The following is a 20,595-nucleotide window of genomic DNA, read 5'->3' as shown; positions in this document are numbered from 1 at the left end:
ATGCAATTAAATCCATCAGAAATAAGTGATCTGATCAAAAAGAAGATCGAGAACTTCGACGCCCATATTGAGGCACATACCGAAGGCACTGTAGTCAGTGTCACCGACGGTATTGTTCGGGTTCACGGTCTGTCGGAAGCAATGCAAGGCGAAATGCTGGAATTCCCTGGCGGCTCTTACGGCATGGCTTTGAACCTGGAAAGAGATTCGGTCGGTGTGGTAATGCTCGGTGCTTACCAACATATTACCGAAGGCGATACCGTTAAATGTACCGGTAGAATCCTGGAAGTGCCGGTAGGTGAAGCATTGCTGGGCCGTGTGGTCGATGCATTGGGTAACCCCATCGATGGCAAAGGCGCTATCGAAACCAAATTAAGCTCCCCTATCGAAAAAATTGCTCCCGGCGTTATTGCCAGACAATCGGTCGATCAACCGGTGCAAATCGGTTTGAAAGCGATTGACTCGATGATTCCAGTTGGCCGCGGCCAACGTGAGTTGATCATCGGTGACAGGCAAACCGGTAAAACAGCCATTGCGATTGATGCGATCATCAATCAAAAAGGCACCGGCATCAAATGTATCTATGTGGCTATTGGTCAAAAACGTTCGTCTATTGCCAACGTGGTTCGCAAGCTGGAAGAACACGGCGCGATGGAACACACCATCATCGTGGTGGCTTCGGCTTCTGAATCGGCGGCGCTGCAATTTATTGCGCCCTACACAGGTTGCTCAATGGGCGAATATTTCCGCGACATCGGCGAAGATGCACTGATCATTTATGACGATTTGACCAAGCAAGCTTGGGCGTATCGCCAAATTTCCTTGCTGTTGCGTCGTCCACCAGGTCGTGAAGCGTATCCTGGTGACGTGTTCTACATTCACTCGCGATTGCTGGAACGTGCAGCTCGCATAAATGCGGTTGAAGTAGAAAAATTGACCAACGGTAAAGTGAAGGGTAAAACCGGTTCATTGACCGCGTTGCCGATTATCGAAACGCAAGGCGGCGACGTATCTGCGTTCGTTCCGACCAACGTGATCTCCATCACCGACGGCCAGATCTTCCTGGAAACAGGCCTGTTCAACTCCGGCATTCGTCCAGCGGTCAACGCCGGTCTGTCTGTGTCTCGGGTTGGTGGTGCGGCACAAACCAAGATCATCAAAAAGCTGGGCGGTGGTATTCGTCTGGATTTGGCGCAGTTCCGTGAGTTGGCGGCCTTCGCTCAGTTTGCGTCCGATTTGGACGAAAGCACACGCAAGCAAATCGAACGCGGGCAACGCGTTACCGAGCTGATGAAACAAAATCAGTACGCGCCGATGTCGGTTGCGGACATGAGTGTTTCCTTGTACGCCGCTAACGCTGGTTTCCTGGATAGCCTGGAAGTTAAAAAAGTACGCGATTTCGAAGCGGCCTTGCTGGACTTCATGCATGCAGACGAATCGGCTTTGATGGCTAAAATCAATGAGAAAGGCGACTATAACGACGAAATTCAAAAAGGCATACACAATGCCATCGAACGTTTCGTCAAGACCGGTAGCTGGTAAAGGGTCCGCAAATGGCTGTTGGCAAAGAGATACGTACCAAGATCGCGAGTATTAAAAATACTCAGAAGATTACTCGGGCCATGGAAATGGTGGCCGCGAGCAAGATGCGTAAAACCAAAGACAGAATGCAGGCCACCCGGCCTTACGCGAAGAAGATAGGCCAGATCATCAAACATCTGGCTTATGCCAATCCCGAATACAAGCATCCTTTTTTGATCGAACGCGAAGTCAAGCGCATCGGCATCATCGTAGTGAGCTCCGATAGAGGCTTGTGCGGTGGTCTGAATGCCAACTTGTTCCGAAAAGTATTGGGTGAAATGCAACAATGGCAAAGCCAGCAGATCGAGGTAGACGTCTGTACCATCGGTAGCAAAGCGGCGGGTTTTTTCAGCATGATCAGGGCCAATTTGATCGGACAAGTCTCCAAATTGGGAGACACGCCGCATCAGAACGAAATCATCGGCACGATCAAGATCATGCTGGATGCATTCACCGCCGGCGAGATTGATGAATTATTTTTGATCAGTAACGATTTCGTAAACACCATGACGCAAAAACCGGTCGTGCAAAAATTGTTGCCGGTTGCTGTGGGCGATTTAGGCGAAGAGTCCAAAGGTCGCTGGGATTACTTATACGAACCTGATGCTAAAGAAGTATTGGACAGCTTATTGATCCGATACGTGGAATCCGCGGTTTTCCAAGGTTTGGTGGAAAACAACGCCTGCGAGCAGGCTGCCAGAATGGTGGCGATGAAAAGCGCATCCGATAACGCCGGTAATATCATTAAAGAATTGCAGTTGGTTTACAACAAAGCCAGACAGGCGGCAATTACGCAAGAGATTTCCGAGATCGTGGCCGGCGCTGCTGCTGTTTAGAGCATCAAGACAAGTTTAGATAGATTTTAAAAGAGGACGACATAATGAGTTTGGGTAAAATCGTTCAGATCATCGGTGCGGTCGTAGACGTGGAGTTTCCACGCGATAACCTGCCGAGAGTATATGATGCGTTGAATGTTAAGGGCGGTCTGGTTTTGGAAGTTCAGCAGCAATTGGGCGACGGCGTAGTCCGGACCATTGCGATGGGTTCCACCGATGGCTTGAGCCGAGGCGTTGAAGTCAGCAACACCGGCGAAGCGATCAAGGTACCGGTCGGTCAGGCGACACTGGGACGCATCATGAATGTCCTCGGCGAAGCTATTGACGAAAAAGGGCCTATCGGTGAGAAAGAGAAATGGACTATCCACCGCGATGCGCCTTCTTACGACGAACAAGCGCCAGCCAACGAATTGTTGGAAACCGGTATCAAAGTTATCGACTTGGTCTGCCCGTTCGCGAAAGGCGGTAAGGTCGGTCTGTTCGGTGGTGCCGGCGTAGGCAAGACCGTTAACATGATGGAGCTGATCCGTAACATCGCGATCGAGCACAGCGGTTTCTCGGTATTTGCCGGCGTAGGTGAGCGGACTCGTGAAGGTAACGACTTCTATCACGAGATGACCGATTCCAACGTTATCGACAAAGTATCTTTAGTTTACGGTCAGATGAACGAGCCACCAGGCAACCGTTTGCGCGTAGCGTTAACCGGTTTGACCATGGCGGAATTTTTCCGTGACGAAGGCCGCGACGTACTTTTCTTCGTTGACAACATTTACCGTTATACCTTGGCGGGTACCGAAGTATCGGCGCTGCTGGGGCGTATGCCTTCTGCGGTAGGTTATCAGCCTACCCTGGCTGAAGAGATGGGTGTGTTGCAGGAACGGATCACCTCGACCAAAACCGGTTCTATCACTTCTATCCAAGCGGTATACGTACCTGCGGACGACTTGACCGACCCGTCGCCTGCTACTACCTTCGCTCACTTGGACGCGACCGTGGTATTGTCACGGCAGATCGCCGAGCTGGGTATTTATCCGGCTATCGATCCGCTGGATTCCAGCAGCCGTCAGCTAGATCCATTGGTTATCGGTCAAGAGCATTATGACGTAGCTCGTTCAGTACAAGGTATTTTGCAACGCTATAAAGAACTGCGCGATATTATCGCCATCTTGGGTATGGACGAGTTGTCGGAAGACGACAAACTGACCGTATCAAGAGCGCGGAAAATTCAACGTTTCTTGTCGCAACCGTTCTTCGTTGCCGAAGTCTTTACCGGTTCGCCAGGTAAATATGTATCCTTGAAAGATACCATTGCCGGCTTCAAAGGCATTATCAGCGGTGAATACGACAGTCTTCCCGAGCAAGCTTTCTACATGGTCGGCACAATCGACGAAGCCATTGAAAAAGCCAAAGGCATGTAAACCACCTCATAGGAGAGTTTTGACATGGCAATGACAATTCATGTGGACATCGTCAGTGCGGAGCAGGAAATCTTTTCCGGCTTGGCTGAAATGGTCTTCGCACCGGCGGAAATGGGCGATGTCGGTGTCGCACCGCGCCACGCGCCGTTGATCACCAAGCTTAAACCCGGCGAAGTAAGGGTTAAGCTGAGCGACAAGGAATCGCAGGCGTTTTATGTCTCGGGTGGTTTTCTGGAAGTTCAGCCGCACCTGGTGACCGTATTGGCGGATACCGCGATCAGAGCAAAAGACATCGACGAAGCCGCAGCCTTGCAAGCCAAATCCAGAGCGGAAGAAATGCTGAGCGATAAATCGGGTAAATACGATTACGCGATTGCACAAGCCGAATTGGCGCAAGCTGTAAACCAGTTGAGAACTTTGGAAAGATTAAGAAAACGTGGTGCGTAAACCATTTATTGCGTAAAAATATAAGCCCGATGACGTTTGTTATCGGGCTTTTTTTGTTTTAAGGAATAGCAATGTCGATTAAAACCATCATCTTGGCAGCCGGCCAAGGCACCAGAATGCGTTCTTCGCGGCCCAAAGTACTGCACGAAATCGCCAATAAAGCGCTATTGCAGCATGTCTACGAAACCAGTCTGGCGCTGGAAAACAATCAGATTTTCATCATTTACGGCCACGGCGGCGAAACGGTCAAACAAACTTTAAGCAGTTTGAATGCCACCTGGATCGAGCAGAAACAGCAGCTAGGCACAGGGCATGCGGTACAGCAAGCGATCCACCATGTGGACGACCCGGATACTGTTTTGATTCTGTATGGCGATGTGCCTCTATTAAAAGCCAAAACCATTCAAATTCTATTGCACAAGGTAAGCTTGACGTCTTTGGCCTTGCTGACCGTGAATCTGGATGATCCAACCGGTTACGGCCGTATCGTCCGCGACAAAGATCACGCTGTCGTCAAAATAGTCGAGCAAAAAGACGCCAACGAAGTGGAATTGCAAATCAGCGAGGGCAACACCGGCATCTTGGCCTGCAAAGGTAGCCAGTTGAAGCAATGGCTGTCCAGATTGAGCAATAACAACGCGCAAAACGAATACTATTTGACGGACATTATCGAAATGGCCGTAGAAGACGGCTTGAGCGTCGAAACCACTCAAGCCGGCAGCCAGGATGAAGTGCTTGGGGTGAATAATCGCAGCCAATTGGCGCACTTGGAGCGCGTGTATCAATGGGAACAAGCGCAGGGTCTGATGGAAAAAGGCATAACGCTACGCGACCCGGCAAGAGTAGATGTGCGGGGCAGTTTTGCCGAACTGGGGCAGGACATCGATGTGGACATTAACGTGATCTTTGAAGGCATTAACCGCATAGGTTCCAACGTTAAAATCGGGCCCAATTGCCTGATTAAAAACGCCAGCATCGCCAACGATGTCGAAATCCTCGCGAATAGCGTAATAGAAGAAGCGACGGTCGGGGCCGGCAGCCGCATCGGTCCATTTGCCCGTCTGCGTCCGCAAACCGAACTGGCCGATCATGTACATATCGGCAATTTTGTGGAGATCAAGAAATCCACCGTCGCCACCGGCAGCAAAATTAACCATTTAAGCTATATTGGCGATAGCGAAGTGGGTAGCAAAGTTAATATCGGCGCCGGCACCATCACCTGCAATTACGATGGCGTGAATAAATTCAAAACCATAATCGGCGATGGTGCCTTCATAGGCTCCGATACGCAATTGGTGGCGCCGGTGACTGTCGGTAAAAACGCTACGATTGGCGCCGGTTCGACCATTACTCGCGATACGCCGGAAAATCAGTTAACCCTTAGCCGGACAAAACAGCTTAGCGTGCCGACCTGGCAGCGTCCGGTTAAACTGGCGGAGATTGTTCCCGACAATTCTCCGCACTCCTTACCTCCTTGTAAGTCGGAGAAATAATATGTGTGGGATAGTCGCGGGAGTTGCACAGCGTAATGTTGTGCCGATTTTGCTGGAAGGCCTGAAACGCCTGGAATATCGCGGCTACGATTCGGCTGGTTTGGCCGTGGTCAGTCAAGGCGAGATATTCCGCAAACGTGAGCTGGGTAAAGTCAAAGGTCTGGAAGCCTTAATCAACGCCGATCCTATCGAAGGCACTATCGGCATTGCCCATACCCGCTGGGCCACCCACGGCAAACCCAGCACCCGCAATGCTCACCCCCATGTTAGCCGCGACAAAGTGGCGGTGGTGCATAACGGCATTATCGAGAACCACGATCATCTGCGTACCGCCTTGCAAAAAAACGGCTTCGAATTTACCTCCGAAACCGATACCGAAGTCATCGTGCATAAAATTGTCGAAGATTTGCAAAGCGGCGACAGCTTATTAAACGCAGTAAAAGCCACGGTTGCAACCTTGCAAGGCGCCTATGCGCTGGGTGTGGTCTACATCGACTGCCCCGATACCTTGATCGCCTGCCGAAAAGGCAGTCCCTTGGTAATTGGCGTCGGTATCGGCGAATATTTTATTGCGTCCGATATAGCCGCGCTATTGCCGGTTACCCAGCGCTTCATTTTCCTGGAAGACGGCGACATCGCCGAATTGAAAATCGACAGCTTGGTCATTTACGACGAAAACGACCACCGTGTCGAACGCCCTATCGTCGAAAGCCAATTAAAAGCCGATTCGGTCGATAAAGGTAAATACCGCCACTACATGCTCAAGGAAATTTACGAGCAAGCCTGGGCGGTGTCCGAAACCCTGGAAGGCCGCTTCATCGACAACCGTTTGCAGGATAATGCCTTCGGCCACAATGCCGCCGAAGTCTTCGACCAAATCAAATCCGTGCAAATTCTGGCCTGCGGCACCAGTTACCATTCCGGCTTGGTGGCGCGATATTGGTTCGAAAAACTGGCGCGCGTGCCCTGCGCTATCGAAGTGGCCAGCGAATTCAGATACCGCAATCCGGTGATTTCCCCGGACACGCTGGTGGTGACCATTTCCCAGTCCGGCGAAACCGCCGATACATTGGCTGCGCTATTGGAAGCGAAACGCCTGGGCGTCAAACACTCGCTGGTGATCTGCAACGCACCGGAAAGTTCGCTGGTGCGCGAATCCGATCTGGTCATGATGACCCGCGCCGGCCCGGAAATCGGCGTCGCTTCGACCAAAGCCTTCACCACCCAGTTGGTGGCTTTGCTGATGTTGATCATCGCCGTCGGCCGCCGCTTTGCATTGACCAAGGAAACGGAAGAGCAAATCGTCTCCGAGTTGTTTGGCTTGCCCGGCAATATCGAAAAAGTGCTGAAGCTTGATAACGCCATCGAATTGCTGTCGCAGCGCTTTGCCGACAAACACAACGCGCTTTTCCTCGGTCGCGGTACCCATTACCCGATCGCGATGGAAGGTGCATTGAAGCTGAAGGAAATTTCCTACATCCACGCCGAAGCCTACCCTGCCGGCGAGCTGAAGCATGGCCCGCTGGCTTTGATCGACGCGGAAATGCCGGTTGTGACCGTGGCGCCGAACAACAACCTGCTGGAAAAACTGAAATCCAATATCCAGGAAGTCAGCGCCCGTGGCGGACAATTGATCGTGTTTATGGATGAAGAGCTGGCGGAAAGCAGCGACGAAAACGTGCAAATCGTCAAAATGCCCAGCGTCGCCAACATCATCTCACCTATCGTCTACACCGTACCGCTACAACTGCTGTCCTACCACGTCGCCGTGCTCAAAGGTACCGACGTCGACCAGCCGCGCAATTTAGCCAAGTCGGTCACGGTGGAATAGCGGAGGATTGGGCAGAACGGATTCTGTGTTTGTTCGGTTTGAATTTAAGGGTTTGTCGGGTTAATCTCGGCAAACCCTTTTTTCTAGTTACGATCTACTCGTTTTTTTGGAGTTAGTTAATGGCGGGGAGGACCGAGATCGACCTTGAAACAGCCATTCGCGGTAATTGATCGATCAGACTGACCAGCGCCTGATAACGGATGGGCGTTATACAATGTCATGTAAGATGATCAAATCAAATTCACTAGAATTTGGTAAATTGCAGTAAGGATGGGGTAAGCAGTTAGATCACCCTAGTGTTACCCTGTCGACCCTCGGACTTTCCGAGTTGCACTAATTTAAAATAACTATTACAGCGAGGTGCTTATGTTGAGTATTAAATCAAAAGAAAGTAGATTGGCGGTATGTCTTTGTGCGCTATCAGTGCTATTAACTGCAGTGCCAACTCAGGCAGACACAGTAATTTTGTTGGCCGCGGCAGAAACCGGGTCGGTAGCTGCGAGACAGGCTGCTGATCAGAAGGCCGCGCTGGCAAAAAAGGCTGCGGAGAGAGAGGCAAAAAAGGCAGCTGAGGCACAAATGCCGGCTGAGGCGTTAGTGCCCGCGGAGAACAAGGCACCTGCTGAGGTACCAAAGGGAAAATAATTGGCGTGCAGAAACCAATGGGGGTCAGACGCCATTGGTTTTGAGTAGCCGCCTAACTCAAGGCTCCAGCGAACTGCGCTAAACATTGCGTAATTTCGAAGCATATTTTAGTCTCAAGTCTGTGCTAAATGGCGGTTTATCTCATGGTCGCCACTCGACCCATTCCAGCCTATCGCGTTTCTCCAAACCGGCCATTCAAGTCTCTACAAACAAGAAGTTTAACAGCAGCCATTGAATGTGGTGAGTTTACGAAGCCCACCGTTCAGCGTATCCTATGACCCTAACAGTAGAATCGTGGGTCGCAGCCTATAAATTTGCTTTATACTAATAGCTGTTGTGGAACCTTTTTTTGAACTAAAAAGCACCATTGAAGCCACTTTTCGATCTTTAAAATCAGCGTTATGCATTCAAGCACTAACTTAGCTCCAAAATATCATTATCCGCCGATTATGGAGGCGGTTATTGAGCTTCGTGTAAATGGCTTATTAACTCTGAAAGAGCGGGAAAAAATAGCCAAAAAGCTCAAAAAGGACTACCCAAATTCACAAGAAATCAACGAGGTCGGCATTAATATAGGGCCAAATGGGGCAGAGAGCGCCGTGACGGTGAATGAACCTGCCAAAATATTTCGTTTGGCCTCCGACAGTCAATCTGAAATTGTAATCATTTCGCCGCAGAGCCTGGCTGTTGCATGTCTTGCGCCCTATCCAGGATGGGATGACTATCTAACTAAAGTGGTTGCCGCCTGGAAAATATGGAAAAGTATTGCCAGGACTCGGCTCATTTCTCGGGTAGGAGTTCGATTTATTAATAGAATCGATATTCCAGTAAACGGAGTTGAAAAAATAGAACTTGAAGATTATTTGTCTTTTTATCCAAAGGTTCCTTCATTTAGTGAATCTCCAATGGAGACCTATTTTATTCAGATTACTAAGCGTACTTCCAATCCATTATGGAGTACAAATATAACGTCAACAATCCAGCCTCCCCCTATGATAGGCTATATGTCTTTATTACTTGATATTGATGTCTATAGGACGGAAGAAATTCCCCTAAATGATGAAGATTTATGGGGAACTATCAGCGAAGCTCGTGAACTAAAAAACGGTATATTTCGTCACCTTATAACCCCGCGGACAGAGGAGCTTTTCGTCTAATGACACTTCAAATTCGCTCCAATACAGCTTTAGACCTTTGGCCTCGTGATCAGATACATGCCGGCCAATATTCCCAACAAATAGCAGCAACCAGGAAGCAGGCTCTACAGCCTCACATTAGCGAGGTTATTCGTAGTAAATACGCTAAACATTCACAAAATAAAGCCACTTCGCTTGAAGAGAAGCTTTACGATGTACGAGCTCTTTGTAAGATTAGGACTGCATCGGTAGCAATGTATCTTACTAGCGAGTGGCGTTCCCGATTTTTTTCGCAATTAGATAATTTGCTGGATGCGGAAAACTGGGAAGAAGAGGATACGCCGATTATCGAAGCATCTTTCAATACATTTTTACGCATGATCATGCTCATGTGGCCTGTGCGCAGACCGGGTCTTGGTGCAACAAGCGAAGGTAATATTATCGCTGCATGGACAGTTGATCGTGATCGGTTAACAATAGAATGTTTGCCTGGGGATAAGGTAAGATGGGTCGTAAGTTGGCATGTTGAAGGAATGCAAGAACGTGCCGCTGGTGATGTCTCGTTGACACGATTGCTAGCGGTGTTATCTCCTTATGATCCCAAACGCTGGTTTATTGATGCAGCTTAAAAGAAACAATCCAATCCCGTTAGACGATCACATTATCAGATATATTCCATGGGCCAAGCTGCTCAAAGATGAGGATGACAACGTGATTGGCATTCTTGGTACAGCATTTAAGTTGCGAGAAGCTACAGAAACCAGGGCGGCAGAAAAATATCTTTCAGCAACATGGCTTGAGTATTTTCCTAATAATGGCGAGAGTAATGAGCAAATTACTGCTGCTATTCGTGCAATGCGTGCAAGTAACATCGATGTAAAGCCTAAAAGTGGATTTTCCATAGGGAAAGTTAGCAATATTCAGTCAGCGTGTATTCAATCAAATGCTAATGCGGTTCGTATTGTTTACGCACCATCAGACAGCAATAAGGCGCATGTTGCTGTAAATAAATTTCCTTGCGATGATGCCGGTTTATGTAATCTTCTAGCGGAAGAAGCGTGGGCACAATTAATATTAAACTGCGACATACCTGCTTAACTGTTTCTCTAAATTGATAATGGTTTTGTAAAAGAACCACAAAATTAGCTTAGATGAAAAAGCGATTGATTTATTTGAAATGGCTCTGATTCAATTCTCGTGTTGCTGAGTATGTGAGCCATAAATGACCTCTTTCAAAATTTAACCAGCCATTTAAATTGGCAGTAGTTACGCGGTCATAAAGTCGTTTTGCTTGCCGAATACCTGACATTCGGCTAAGTCACCAGTTACCTGAACTATTGAAATTAGATACTGATCCGAAGGTCCGGTAATGGCCGCTTGAAGCCTTACACCTCAATCCATAGAAAATGCATAGCCAGTATCAGCGCAATCAACGAAAATTTACCCTCAATCCCGGGTTCCACTCCACTTAATCCGGATCAGGCGTTTTCCCAAATTAAAACGTCCAGATCTAACATATAAAATCACTCCTTTTTAGAAAAATAGCCTACGCTTTTTCTCTGCGGACCGGCGCTGTCGGTTTGCATATTCGGCAACTATGCAGGAGATTGAGATGAGTCAGAATTTGTTATCGTTAACTTTCAGCGACACAGCGTTGGCAGAGATCGACGCGGCTTTGAATACCTTGGAAACCCACTTCGCCGGCTTCGCGTCGCTGTCGCCCGACCAGCGACGCAATATTCTGAAGATGGGGGATAAAACCGAAGCGTTTTGTCGGCAGACTATGCTGCTGGCCGCTCAAAACGCCCAGGCGATTCCGCCCAATCTGAACATGCCTGAGGCGCAAGCCGACATGACCAGTCTCGACCAACTCCGGCCGAGGTTGCATAGGTTGCGGGATTTGCAGGCGCGCGGCGACGATACCGACATGGCGCTGGGCAGCGATATTTACAGCTTCTGCCTGGACGCCTACGCCTCGCTGAAAATTGCCGGCAAAGGCGCGGCGCTGGAAACACTGCGTCAAGCGATGGCGGTGCGCTTCAATCGCGGTGCCAAGAGCAAAGTCGAACCAGCCGCTGGCTAAGCTGTTCGGTGGAATTTGCAGCCGGCTGCGGGGGATGGCCGGCCGTAATGCCAGGCCGCTCAGCTTCAACGCTACGGATACCAGGCTTTTTGCTTCTGCCGAATACCTTTTAGCCTTAAGCGCCAAGCCTTGCGGAATGCAGGCAAGCCAAAAAGCCATGCGCGCAAGGCGAATAGCTTTAATCGCAAGCCTCGATACGCTTGTTCGCAAGGTAAAAAGCTATTCGGGCAAGCCAAACTGGTTTAACCCCAAACCTACACGACCTTGCGCGCAGGCTAGCCAACTGTTCGTGCAAGGCTAATAGCTTCAATCGCAAACCTGCCTAAGCAAGCGCGCAAGCGGAAACGCTTCTCGCCAATGGCAAATCGCTTTAATCTCAAGCCGCGATAACCTTGATCGCAAGGTAAAAAGCCATTCGGGTAAGCCAAATCGGTTCAACCCCAAACCTACTCGACCTCGCGCGCAGGCCAACAAACCATTCGCGCGTGGCAAATTACTTCAAACTAAAAACTATTGGGCTTTGCGCAAAAGACCATATGGTGCAATGACAGCGTCCCGACGCACGGCTTACTGGCTCGATTGCATGGCAGCGAACTAAAAATCGAAACCTGCTCCCACGGCTACTTGCATCCGCTAATGAAATTGGCTGAAGCGATCAACCAAGGAAAATCAGCAAGCATGGTTTGCGTTGCAGTGTGTTTCTATCCGTGTCCGGGGGCCAAGAATTATAAAAATGCTGGCGACTGTAAAGTTGCAGGTCAAATGGCTTTCGCCTGGGAGGCGCTATTTTTGCCGATTTTTCCGGCCGGAATACTCAAAAATTCTTTCGGAAAATAGCGGCTACCCGGAAAAGCCTAATTTGGATTTAACCATTACATTTCAACATCCAATACATTCAAGACATCCGGCCTTTGTTGCACGAATACTTCTGATCGCTTAAGTATTCTGTGCCAATTACGACGCGTCATTTGTTCAATCCAGTCCAAGACATCGTCGAATTCGTCCTCGCTCCACGATTCGATAATCGCCAGAGTAACGGGAGGAGCATATAAAAACTCAAGCGCGCTTTTCATGTTTGCGTAACGTAAATTCATGGTGTTTCTCCTATGGCTTTATGCTGAGCAGTGAATGATTGTATGGGTCTTTAATTTGCCGCTAATTTATCTTTGCTTATAAAAACCTCAAAAAAAGCCTCTACTTTTAGTGCCAATAGAGGCTATAGAGTTTGCGGCAAGGGGGCCGCGAGAGGTCGCACGAAAATCTTAAATACGAGCCGGTGTCGCCCGGTTTAAATTACTGGCCAACGATGCGGCACCAAACAATAGTGTGGATAGGATAAATTGACCCGACATGAAACTGAGCATGCCGGCGACAAAAAATAAGCCGGTCGTCATGTCACTGTAAAAGCTTTTTGAAGTATTCATTGGGTCCACCTTGACTATGTTTAGTCGCTTTGTAAGTACGACTTCACTATATACCCGCTAGAAATATTTACAATCAGGTGTTTAATTCATTATTTGTTTCTTTATTGGAAATAAAACGTCCGGAACTTTTGTAATAAGCAACGCAACATTGCTCACTATAGGGACCAAAGAGTCTCGCCGCCTTGGGAGCAGAAACTAGATTGCGTTCATCTGAATCCCGTCAAATTCAGTTATATGTATCTAGCGGAGCACTGGGGGTATTCAAGTTCCGGGAATTATGGGCGTAGGCAGGATTGTTACCGGTTTATCTGGCGTGGCTTTATTGACCGCAGCGCGGTTGGGTTTGCTGCGTGGGAACGCGAAAATTTTTCGAACATTCTCTTAACAACGGCGGGTGATACCTTCCGGTTTAGGTGAAAAATTGCACCAAACCCTGCTTGGTGCAATCGAAAAATCGCCTCTTGCTTGACCAGGGAGAGGCTCCAGTCATTGCATGCCGTGATGCCCGTCAGTTTCGATGGGTTTGTCTTCCGTACAAAAACAGATTTTCACCAACGATAATTCCATATGGTCGCCACGCACTGTAAAGCCGTCTAACACCGCAGCCGTCAGGCTGAATTCCTGTTCGGCATTCGAGGCTAAGTTAGGCGAAATGGACGCAATCACCGAATTACCCAACAAGGTTTCCAGTTTAAAATCCGGCCCGCCGCCATTGCTGTGCAGCGTTACCTTCACCTGTTTCACCGATTGCGGCAGACGCACGCGGATACCTCTGGGTGTGAAATTCAACAGATGATGCGTTGGCGGCGGAACGGCCGTGTCGGAAATCCAAAGTCTTGCCGCGGAAAAGAAGTCGATATTGTGATGGGTCAGATTGGGCAATCCACCGGAATTAGCCGCGAATTCCGAACCGATCTGCAAGTCGTCAAAATTCACGCAGCTTTCCTTGCATGGCTCTTCCGGCGGCGTGGCAGGTGGGCAGAAAGTCGGTTGAATTTGGCAAAGGTGCGCATCGTCCAGGTAGACAGTATTTTCGCCGCCAAACCTATCAATACCGCCGACGAAAAGCGTGATTTCATCCCGCTGCGCTTTGGCCCGCACGCTGATGTTTTGCCATTCCTGTTCACCGGGTGGTAGCTCGCGCCAGACAATTTGGGCTGCATTCGGATTGTTGCCGCCCAAGGGGTCGATGCCGATGCACACGCGTCCGGTTTGGCGCGGCGACACCAGGTGCCATGCCGCTGAAAACTCATATTCCCAGCCCACGTTAGCGCAAATTTGTTGCCGAATACCAGCCTGTATGGCGCCCTTGAAATCAAGCCCCTGGGCCCGGCGACCGTCCCTTTCCACGAAGTTTTCCGGGAAAAACAACCATTCCCGTGGTTGCCGCGCGGCGTCTTTATCGAAGGACAAGGCTGGCTCGGCATAAGGGTGCCAGCCGTTGGCCACGCGGTCTTTGCGCCCGGACGCGGGCGGATACGGAAAGCGGAAACCGTCTTCCATCATCGGATTTTTCAGCTCGACGGCATGTACGACGGTGGTGGCTACCCCTTCCGCGCCGTCATCGTCTTGGACGGTAACGGTGGTCAAATAGCTGCCGCAGTGCGCCCATTCATGGCAGACCTCAACCCTTCCCTTCGCTTTCGGCGGTTCGTTGGTTTCGGTAACGAAGGCGTTTTTCTGTTGGCAATCGCCAAAGTCCCAATACGCCGTATGGGTATCGCACCAGCCGTTGTCCTCGAAACTGGCCTGCATTTGCACCGGCTGACCGACCAACACGCATAGGGTTTCTTCTGAAGTGACTACAGGTTTTACGTTTTTGACCACCACCGGCAGAACGGCTTCGCCAATACCGCCGTCGTCGTCGCTTACGCGCAGCCGAACCTGATAATTGCCGTTGTCGCACCAGGCATGCCTGGCGACGACTGTGCCTTTTGCTTCGGGCTCCAGGTTAGTCTCGGACACCACCCCGACCGTAGGTTTGGAATCGTCGCCCCAATCGAAAATAGCGGTGTGTTTGTCCAGCCATTCCGGATCGGTGAACTTCGCAGTGATTTCCACCTCTTGGCCTTCGTCGACGCTGAGTTCCAATAAATCGAAACTGACAGCCGGTTGCACATTTTTCAAGCGGACGGGTGTGAAGTTGCGGGTGGTAACCCCGCCGGTTTCGCTGACCGCGATGCGCAATTTGGCGACATACAAACCACTGTCGGCGTAGCGATGCGTCGGGCGACGCAGTGCGGAAGATTGCCCGTCGCCAAATAACCAAGTCGGCTGACTGAAAACCTTATCCGGGCCGCCATTGAAAAGCAGGGCCGAGCTGGATGAGGCAGCATATGGGCCGTTTGCCGAAGCACTGTCCAGGCCGGCTGTGCTGGTACTGGTGGCCGACATTTCGCCGATAAACCGAATGCCGGTGGCATAAATATCGACCGGGTTTTTGAAGCGTGCCGATATGGTGCCTATGTTGGGCAAATTGACCGGCCAGGCGGCGATGCCGGCCAGCTTGCCGGCGGAGTCGAAAATTTTATCGGCGCCGATACTTTCCGCAATTTCGATGACAATCGCCAAAATTACCGTCAATATCAATCCGCCAATCAGCCCGCCAGTAAGGAAACCGACCAGAAAGACCAGCAGCCAGCCAAGAAACCCCAGCTCAACATCAACATCGGGTTCTTCGATCAGAAACGGTTCCAACATCTGGCCGCCGGACGCATTATCCTTCCAGCGCAAGCCGATATGGGCGGTAAAACTGGCGCCGACATCAATGCTGCCGAGGATTTCATCCACCAAAGTCACCGAGCCTTTGGCTTCGATGGCGCTATCGATCAGCTTCATACTGAAGGAATTGATACGCACCGTGTGGCCGTCGGTGTCGGCTTCCGGCAAAGTCACCGGGAAGCCGCCGGGGAATTTTGCCGCGATTTCGCTTTTCAGCTTTTCTTCGACAAAGTCGTCATCCAGGCCGATGGCAAAATCGCAGGGCACCGGGATGAAATTTACCAAGGCGTTGGCATTCGCGCCGGGCCCAGCATTCAGGGCAATGGCCAGCGTATCGCTTAAAACTTTCGGCGTGATGTTGGTAATGACCACGCCGCCCACGGCGTCGGTCGGTGCCCAGAGCACGACATAACGGCGGTTGTTCAGTTCAGTGCGAATAAAGCCTTCTACCTGTGTTTCCAGGTCGGCAAGTGTCGGAATGTCAAAATCCACCGGCGGCAGCACGGCAAAAAACACATTGGCGGCGGTGACAAATCCGCTGCGGATGGCGTTTTCAAAACCGCCTGCGCCCAGTATGGCGTCTACCCTGGCCTTGTTGGCGGTGTAATTCGTGCCTTCCACCCCAGGCGCCGGCTGGATGTTTATCAAGTTGCTGGCGGCGCTATCCAAGCCGATATGGATGTGGGCGCCAGTATTGGAGAACGGCATGGTGAGCTGGGCGGTGGCGGTCATGCCCATCGGCGAAGCAAGTCCAAGCGGGCCAATGCCGCCGGTGATGTCGTAAAAGCGCACCGCGCAAGGCAAATTGATTTGCATTTGTCCGGGCAGAAAACCGACGCTGATCTGCCGGGCGGGATTGCTTTCGTCGTCGAAAAACTCGACGGAGGCTTTCATCGCAAACGGTGGGAATCCGAGCGGGATGTCCTGGACCAGATGCGGGATAGTGCCGTTTTGGTAAAGTTTATGAATAAATTCCGCCGGACCGTTCGCCAACACATTGGCAAACGGGTTACCGGAAGTAATGACCACATCCACGGCATTTACCGGCAGATTAGCCGATAAGAGGGCTAAATTGACGGGCGCGCCGGGATCGGGCGCTTGTCCGATAGGTACGCGTAGGGTGACATCAGCCGTGATATTGAACAGCGTCGCGCTCGGCACAGGGGGATTCTGGATTTCCAGATCCGCAATCACCCCGAGCGTCAGGTTGACGCCGTTGATGCCGGGGTTTAGGTCAAGGCGGATTTGATTTTGCGGAAATTGGACGGTGCCGTCGGCCAGCGTGAACGGGCCGAGGGCCATGCCGGCCGGCAGCTGAATTTCTTGCGGTAAGGTGCCGTTCGGGTTAAGGCCGCCGCTGCGCCAAGCTTCGCGTAGGATGTCGAGGAGTACCGATTCGGTGACTTCCGCCACCGTTTGGAAATTGTGCGTATCCATGTTTTTGCCCTTTAGTAAAAGTGTGTGGATTAATCGGCCGAATGCTTCTTGGTCGTGTCGCGGTGTCTGCTCAGACTGAATTCGACTTGATCGACCAGGGTGTTTTTTTCACCGGCAAGAATCGATTCAAACGCCGAGCGCGTGGCAAAAGCCGGCCGTTGCCGATGGATTTTTCGATATTGGTACAGTAGTGGCAGGCCCGGGTGTTGGGCGGAGAGCTCGCGGAGGAGTTTTTTTTCTTCGTCCTCCGCCAATACCTTCGAGGCAAAAATAGCGGCAAGCGATGTCGTCAAGCTTTGAGTTTTGGCTGGCTTGAGCGTGGTTTTGGTGTTGGCGGCGGATTTGCCGGACTGTTCATGCCCGGATTTTTCAAACAATGCCCTTGCTTCGCTTGGATCGGCGGGCATGGTTTTGGTCGTAAGTAATTTGCCGAACTCGGTTTCCAGTTCCGCCAAGCGTTTTAGGTTATCGGGGCCGAAGCGGGCGTATCGCTCGATTTCCGCCTGTGCCGGCGAGCTGAGCCTGTAACCCAATTGTTCGAGTGCCAACAGTGGATTGGCAGCGGCGGCCAAGGCTAAACCGGGGTTGGCGTTAACCGCCGGGACGATACGCGGCATTTGCAGTTGTAACTCGTGCAGCGAATTGATGTTGATTGATTCGGTACTGCTCATAATGAGAACTCCTCGTAGTATTGATGAAACCGCAAGATTTGCTATGACGTTAACCTGCCGAACATGAACAGCTCGTTGCATTAGGCCGAGTGAAAATGTCTAACGTAAAAAATAAGTGCTGCAGCGTTGGCGAAGTTCGCTAGCGCCTAGATGCGGTGGATTTTTCTCAGCTTCTTGTTCGGCTAAGGGTATGGAGGAAGAAACTGAAGACGATTCAAGAATAGGGATTTATAGAGGGGGTGTCTGTGGAGCAATACACTCGAAGGGTGTGCTCTTTTTGGCATTTTGCTATCGGGGCGGTTCTAGCCGATACCAAGGCTTGGATGCTTGTTGCCAAACCTGATATTCGGATTGAACGCTGTTTTAGCGCGATGAGTTGCGCATCCATAGGTTGTGCCGAGCTAGCGGCGAGGCGCAACGGTTGCGATCGATGCGCCTCGTGCCTCGGCAGCAGCCTATAAGCGTATCGTATGGCCGTTACGGTGCAGCGGTTTTATGGGAGGGCGGGATTTGGGGTTTCTTCGATGATGCCGATGCGGTTGGTGATATAGGTGTCGCTGGCGCGACGGCTGATTTTAATGTCGGGTCTCGGCCCGACAGCCGAGATACTTTCTTTTGCTTGGCCAAAAGAAAGTATCCAAAGAAAAGGCCACCCGGATGCCGCTTGTTTCCTGCGCTCCTCGCTTTTGAACGGGGTTGCCGAAAGGGGCTTCCTGCCCCTTCGGCAACGCGCCGCATCCCTGCGGCGCCCCTAACGGGCTGATCCGTTCAAAAGCTCCGGTGCTCGGCGCGGCATACGGGAGAAAACCCGCCGCGGATTTGAAATTCAATCAGTTGCAGTCAGATAGGATGCTGCCGACGTAAGGAGGCGCATCGTTCGCGATCGATGCGCCTCGCCGCTGGCTCGGCAGCATCCAATAAGCGCATCGTATGGCCGTGGTTTGCGTTCCCACGCAACGCGTGGGAACGAGATGAACGCCTATTACACCCTATGATTGCGACCTATCGGGTTGCTTGCCCGCTAAACCGCCAAGACTGTAAGAAATTAGACCATTTAGATCGGAAAGCAGTATTTCCAGTCTTGAGGGATCATTTTTGTCGTGCTCGGTCTTATCGGACTCAGCATACAGGTCTCTTGCAAACTCTGGTATAGCTGGATGTCGCATCGCCTCTTCAAAATATTCTCGACCATAGATGGGCTTCAAGATTGAAGGATCATTAGCTGTGCCCTCAACAAGTTCAAGTAACTTTGCGGAAAAATCGTGTGTAAACTCAAGACTAACTGTTGCAAGGTCTTCTGTAGGTGGGACGACCGTAATCGTTTCCCCACGTGCCCCGATTCTGAGAAATGGTGAAGCTACATAGTATTTTCCATCTACCCATAGGTCGATGATTGGATTCCCGTCGTGGGTTATTGCGTTTCGTGCACCTGCAACGAAGTCCATGTGCCTTACATTCTTGTACTCTGACCAAGGTACCTCTCTGTCAAGTAATACTGGGACGATATCCTTAATTGTTTGTACCTGTGAAGTCATGGCGGAAAATGCATAGGTTAGCAGTCTTCCATCTGAGTTATTTTGTGGGAGCTTGGAGTTGAAAGTGTTCAGCGATCTGTCTGATACTTCCAAGACTTCAGAAAGCCGAAATCGGTATTCACCGATCTTGTGTTTCAGGAAATGAGCGAACTGCGCTTTGCGATTCATGTAAATCCTCGGTGTCATTGGGGACGCCCAACGTAAAGCTCAGCGGCGTAGCGTTAGCGGAGTCCGCTGGAGCGTTGGGTTGGGCTTATTCATCACGATTCTTCTGTGATGATAAAGACTTTATCGCATATGCACCGCCCGCTAAGGCAGCACCAATACCAACCAACGAACCTCCAATTAATTCGCCAATGTTAAGCTCAACACTTATCTCTGGACTTACAGTCATCCCCCAATAAATTACATAAACGACACAGAGAAGAACAATCGAAAATGAAAAATAGCCTGTCACTAGCAAGGCTTGTTGTTGCTTTGCTGGGGAAGATTCAAGCTTGGCCAACTTCGACTGGGTTTCCAAAAGTTGCTCGTTCACCGATCTTAACTGTTCATTGCTAGCTGATAGTTCATGCTCATGCTGTTTTCTAATTCTGCTAATCTCCAACTCATTTGAATGTTCTCTCTCTTTTTTCAGCGATAAGACTAGGTGCCGGACAGCTACTTCTTGTCGTAGGTTGTTTAGCTCTGAAAGCCTGGGCTGGAGTTTATGTTGCTCAACAAAGTGGACTAATGGACTCTGCCACAATCCGTTAAAGGTTTTTTGCCACTGAAGTTGACGTTCTGTCTCAGCGACAAAATCAAAATTGCCAATAACCTTTTCGTAAAACTCCGCTGGTGTAGGTTTGTCTTTATCCTCGGAAAGATACTGCTGACCACTCAACGCAGCCTCAAGAAGTTCTCTAACAAAATCGTGATCATTCATTCTTAGTAGCCTAGAGACGCCCAACAAGTAATTAGATGGTTTCTGTATATCTTCCTGAATTGGATGATATTCAATTTCTGTAAATTTATGGGTAGTCTAACTGAAAAGCTGTTTCCGACAGTTAGGCTTTGTTTGGGCCGAAAATAGGACCATATATGTGCTGAACGACGTGAAGCGCATCGATCGCGAACGATGTGCCTCCTTATGTCGGCAGCACCCTACTGATCGTAGTTTATTGAATTTCAATTAGCGGTTGGGTTTTCTCCCGTATGCCGCGCCGAGCACCGGAGCTTTTGAACAGATCAGCCCGCAGGGGTGCGGCATGGATGCCGCACGTTGCCGAAGGGGCAGGAAGCCCCTTTCGGCAACCCTGTTCAAAAGCGAGGAGCGCAGGAAACAAGCGGCAGCCGGG

18 protein-coding genes are annotated in these 20,595 nt (G+C 50.4%); 12 read left to right on the top strand and 6 right to left on the bottom strand.

What is annotated here, in order from left to right:
* The 12 genes from atpA to NP589_RS16215 all read left to right on the top strand — a co-directional run bounded on the left by atpA (position 1) and on the right by NP589_RS16215 (position 12,307).
* Complete coding sequence (atpA, locus tag NP589_RS16270) at positions 1-1,542, top strand: F0F1 ATP synthase subunit alpha (RefSeq protein WP_256607945.1); 1,542 nt, start codon at positions 1-3, stop codon at positions 1,540-1,542.
* A gap of 11 nt (positions 1,543-1,553) precedes the next feature.
* The gene (gene atpG / locus NP589_RS16265; protein ID WP_256607944.1) at positions 1,554-2,417 is read left to right on the top strand and encodes a F0F1 ATP synthase subunit gamma; all 864 of its coding nucleotides are present in this window, start codon (positions 1,554-1,556) and stop codon (positions 2,415-2,417) included.
* Positions 2,418-2,461: 44 nt separating this feature from the next.
* A complete protein-coding gene (gene atpD / locus NP589_RS16260) occupies positions 2,462-3,835 on the top strand; it encodes a F0F1 ATP synthase subunit beta (RefSeq protein ID WP_020484122.1) in 1,374 nt (457 codons plus the stop codon).
* 24 nt (positions 3,836-3,859) lie between these two features.
* Positions 3,860-4,282 (top strand): F0F1 ATP synthase subunit epsilon, encoded by a 423-nt coding sequence (locus NP589_RS16255; protein ID WP_256607943.1) that lies wholly within the window; start codon positions 3,860-3,862, stop codon positions 4,280-4,282.
* Between the two features lie 71 nt (positions 4,283-4,353).
* The gene (gene glmU, locus NP589_RS16250; protein ID WP_256607942.1) at positions 4,354-5,775 is read left to right on the top strand and encodes a bifunctional UDP-N-acetylglucosamine diphosphorylase/glucosamine-1-phosphate N-acetyltransferase GlmU; all 1,422 of its coding nucleotides are present in this window, start codon (positions 4,354-4,356) and stop codon (positions 5,773-5,775) included.
* 1 nt (position 5,776) lies between these two features.
* Positions 5,777-7,606: a glutamine--fructose-6-phosphate transaminase (isomerizing) gene (glmS, locus tag NP589_RS16245; protein WP_256607941.1), complete on the top strand. Its 1,830-nt coding sequence runs from the start codon at positions 5,777-5,779 to the stop codon at positions 7,604-7,606.
* Between the two features lie 1,046 nt (positions 7,607-8,652).
* Complete coding sequence (locus NP589_RS16240) at positions 8,653-9,408, top strand: TIGR04255 family protein (RefSeq protein WP_256607940.1); 756 nt, start codon at positions 8,653-8,655, stop codon at positions 9,406-9,408.
* On the top strand, positions 9,408-10,016 hold the full coding sequence (locus NP589_RS16235) for a hypothetical protein (RefSeq protein ID WP_256607939.1): 609 nt from the start codon (positions 9,408-9,410) through the stop codon (positions 10,014-10,016). The genes NP589_RS16240 and NP589_RS16235 overlap by 1 nt, the downstream gene beginning before the upstream one ends.
* Positions 10,006-10,485: a hypothetical protein gene (locus NP589_RS16230; RefSeq protein ID WP_256607938.1), complete on the top strand. Its 480-nt coding sequence runs from the start codon at positions 10,006-10,008 to the stop codon at positions 10,483-10,485. The genes NP589_RS16235 and NP589_RS16230 overlap by 11 nt, the downstream gene beginning before the upstream one ends.
* Positions 10,486-10,999: 514 nt before the next feature.
* Positions 11,000-11,470 carry a hypothetical protein gene (locus NP589_RS16225; protein WP_064038523.1) on the top strand — a complete coding sequence of 157 codons (471 nt, stop codon included), beginning with the start codon at positions 11,000-11,002 and terminating at the stop codon, positions 11,468-11,470.
* Between the two features lie 34 nt (positions 11,471-11,504).
* Positions 11,505-11,771: a hypothetical protein gene (locus tag NP589_RS16220; RefSeq protein WP_256607937.1), complete on the top strand. Its 267-nt coding sequence runs from the start codon at positions 11,505-11,507 to the stop codon at positions 11,769-11,771.
* A gap of 335 nt (positions 11,772-12,106) precedes the next feature.
* The gene (locus tag NP589_RS16215) at positions 12,107-12,307 is read left to right on the top strand and encodes a hypothetical protein (RefSeq protein ID WP_256607936.1); all 201 of its coding nucleotides are present in this window, start codon (positions 12,107-12,109) and stop codon (positions 12,305-12,307) included.
* Between the two features lie 35 nt (positions 12,308-12,342).
* On the opposite strand, the gene NP589_RS16210 is transcribed toward NP589_RS16215, so the two are convergent.
* From NP589_RS16210 to NP589_RS16185, 6 genes are all read right to left on the bottom strand, one after another.
* Positions 12,343-12,564 carry a hypothetical protein gene (locus NP589_RS16210; protein WP_256607935.1) on the bottom strand — a complete coding sequence of 74 codons (222 nt, stop codon included), beginning with the start codon at positions 12,562-12,564 and terminating at the stop codon, positions 12,343-12,345.
* Positions 12,565-12,732: 168 nt separating this feature from the next.
* Positions 12,733-12,894, bottom strand: coding sequence for a hypothetical protein (locus NP589_RS16205; protein WP_256607934.1), 162 nt, complete (start codon positions 12,892-12,894; stop codon positions 12,733-12,735).
* 486 nt (positions 12,895-13,380) lie between these two features.
* On the bottom strand, positions 13,381-17,052 hold the full coding sequence (locus tag NP589_RS16200; RefSeq protein ID WP_256607933.1) for a PKD domain-containing protein: 3,672 nt from the start codon (positions 17,050-17,052) through the stop codon (positions 13,381-13,383).
* Between the two features lie 29 nt (positions 17,053-17,081).
* Positions 17,082-17,723: a hypothetical protein gene (locus NP589_RS16195; protein WP_256607932.1), complete on the bottom strand. Its 642-nt coding sequence runs from the start codon at positions 17,721-17,723 to the stop codon at positions 17,082-17,084.
* A 989-nt stretch (positions 17,724-18,712) separates the two neighbouring features.
* Positions 18,713-19,426, bottom strand: a complete 714-nt coding sequence (locus NP589_RS16190) for a hypothetical protein (RefSeq protein WP_256607931.1) — start codon at positions 19,424-19,426, stop codon at positions 18,713-18,715.
* Between the two features lie 85 nt (positions 19,427-19,511).
* A complete protein-coding gene (locus tag NP589_RS16185; RefSeq protein WP_256607930.1) occupies positions 19,512-20,183 on the bottom strand; it encodes a hypothetical protein in 672 nt (223 codons plus the stop codon).
* Between the last annotated feature and the right edge of the window lie 412 nt (positions 20,184-20,595).

The organism is Methylomonas rosea (assembly GCF_024505055.1).
GTDB classification, from domain to species: Bacteria; Pseudomonadota; Gammaproteobacteria; order Methylococcales; family Methylomonadaceae; genus Methylomonas; species Methylomonas rosea.
The sequence above is the reverse complement of the archived record's forward strand: the minus strand, read 5'-3'. Positions and strand labels throughout refer to the sequence as shown.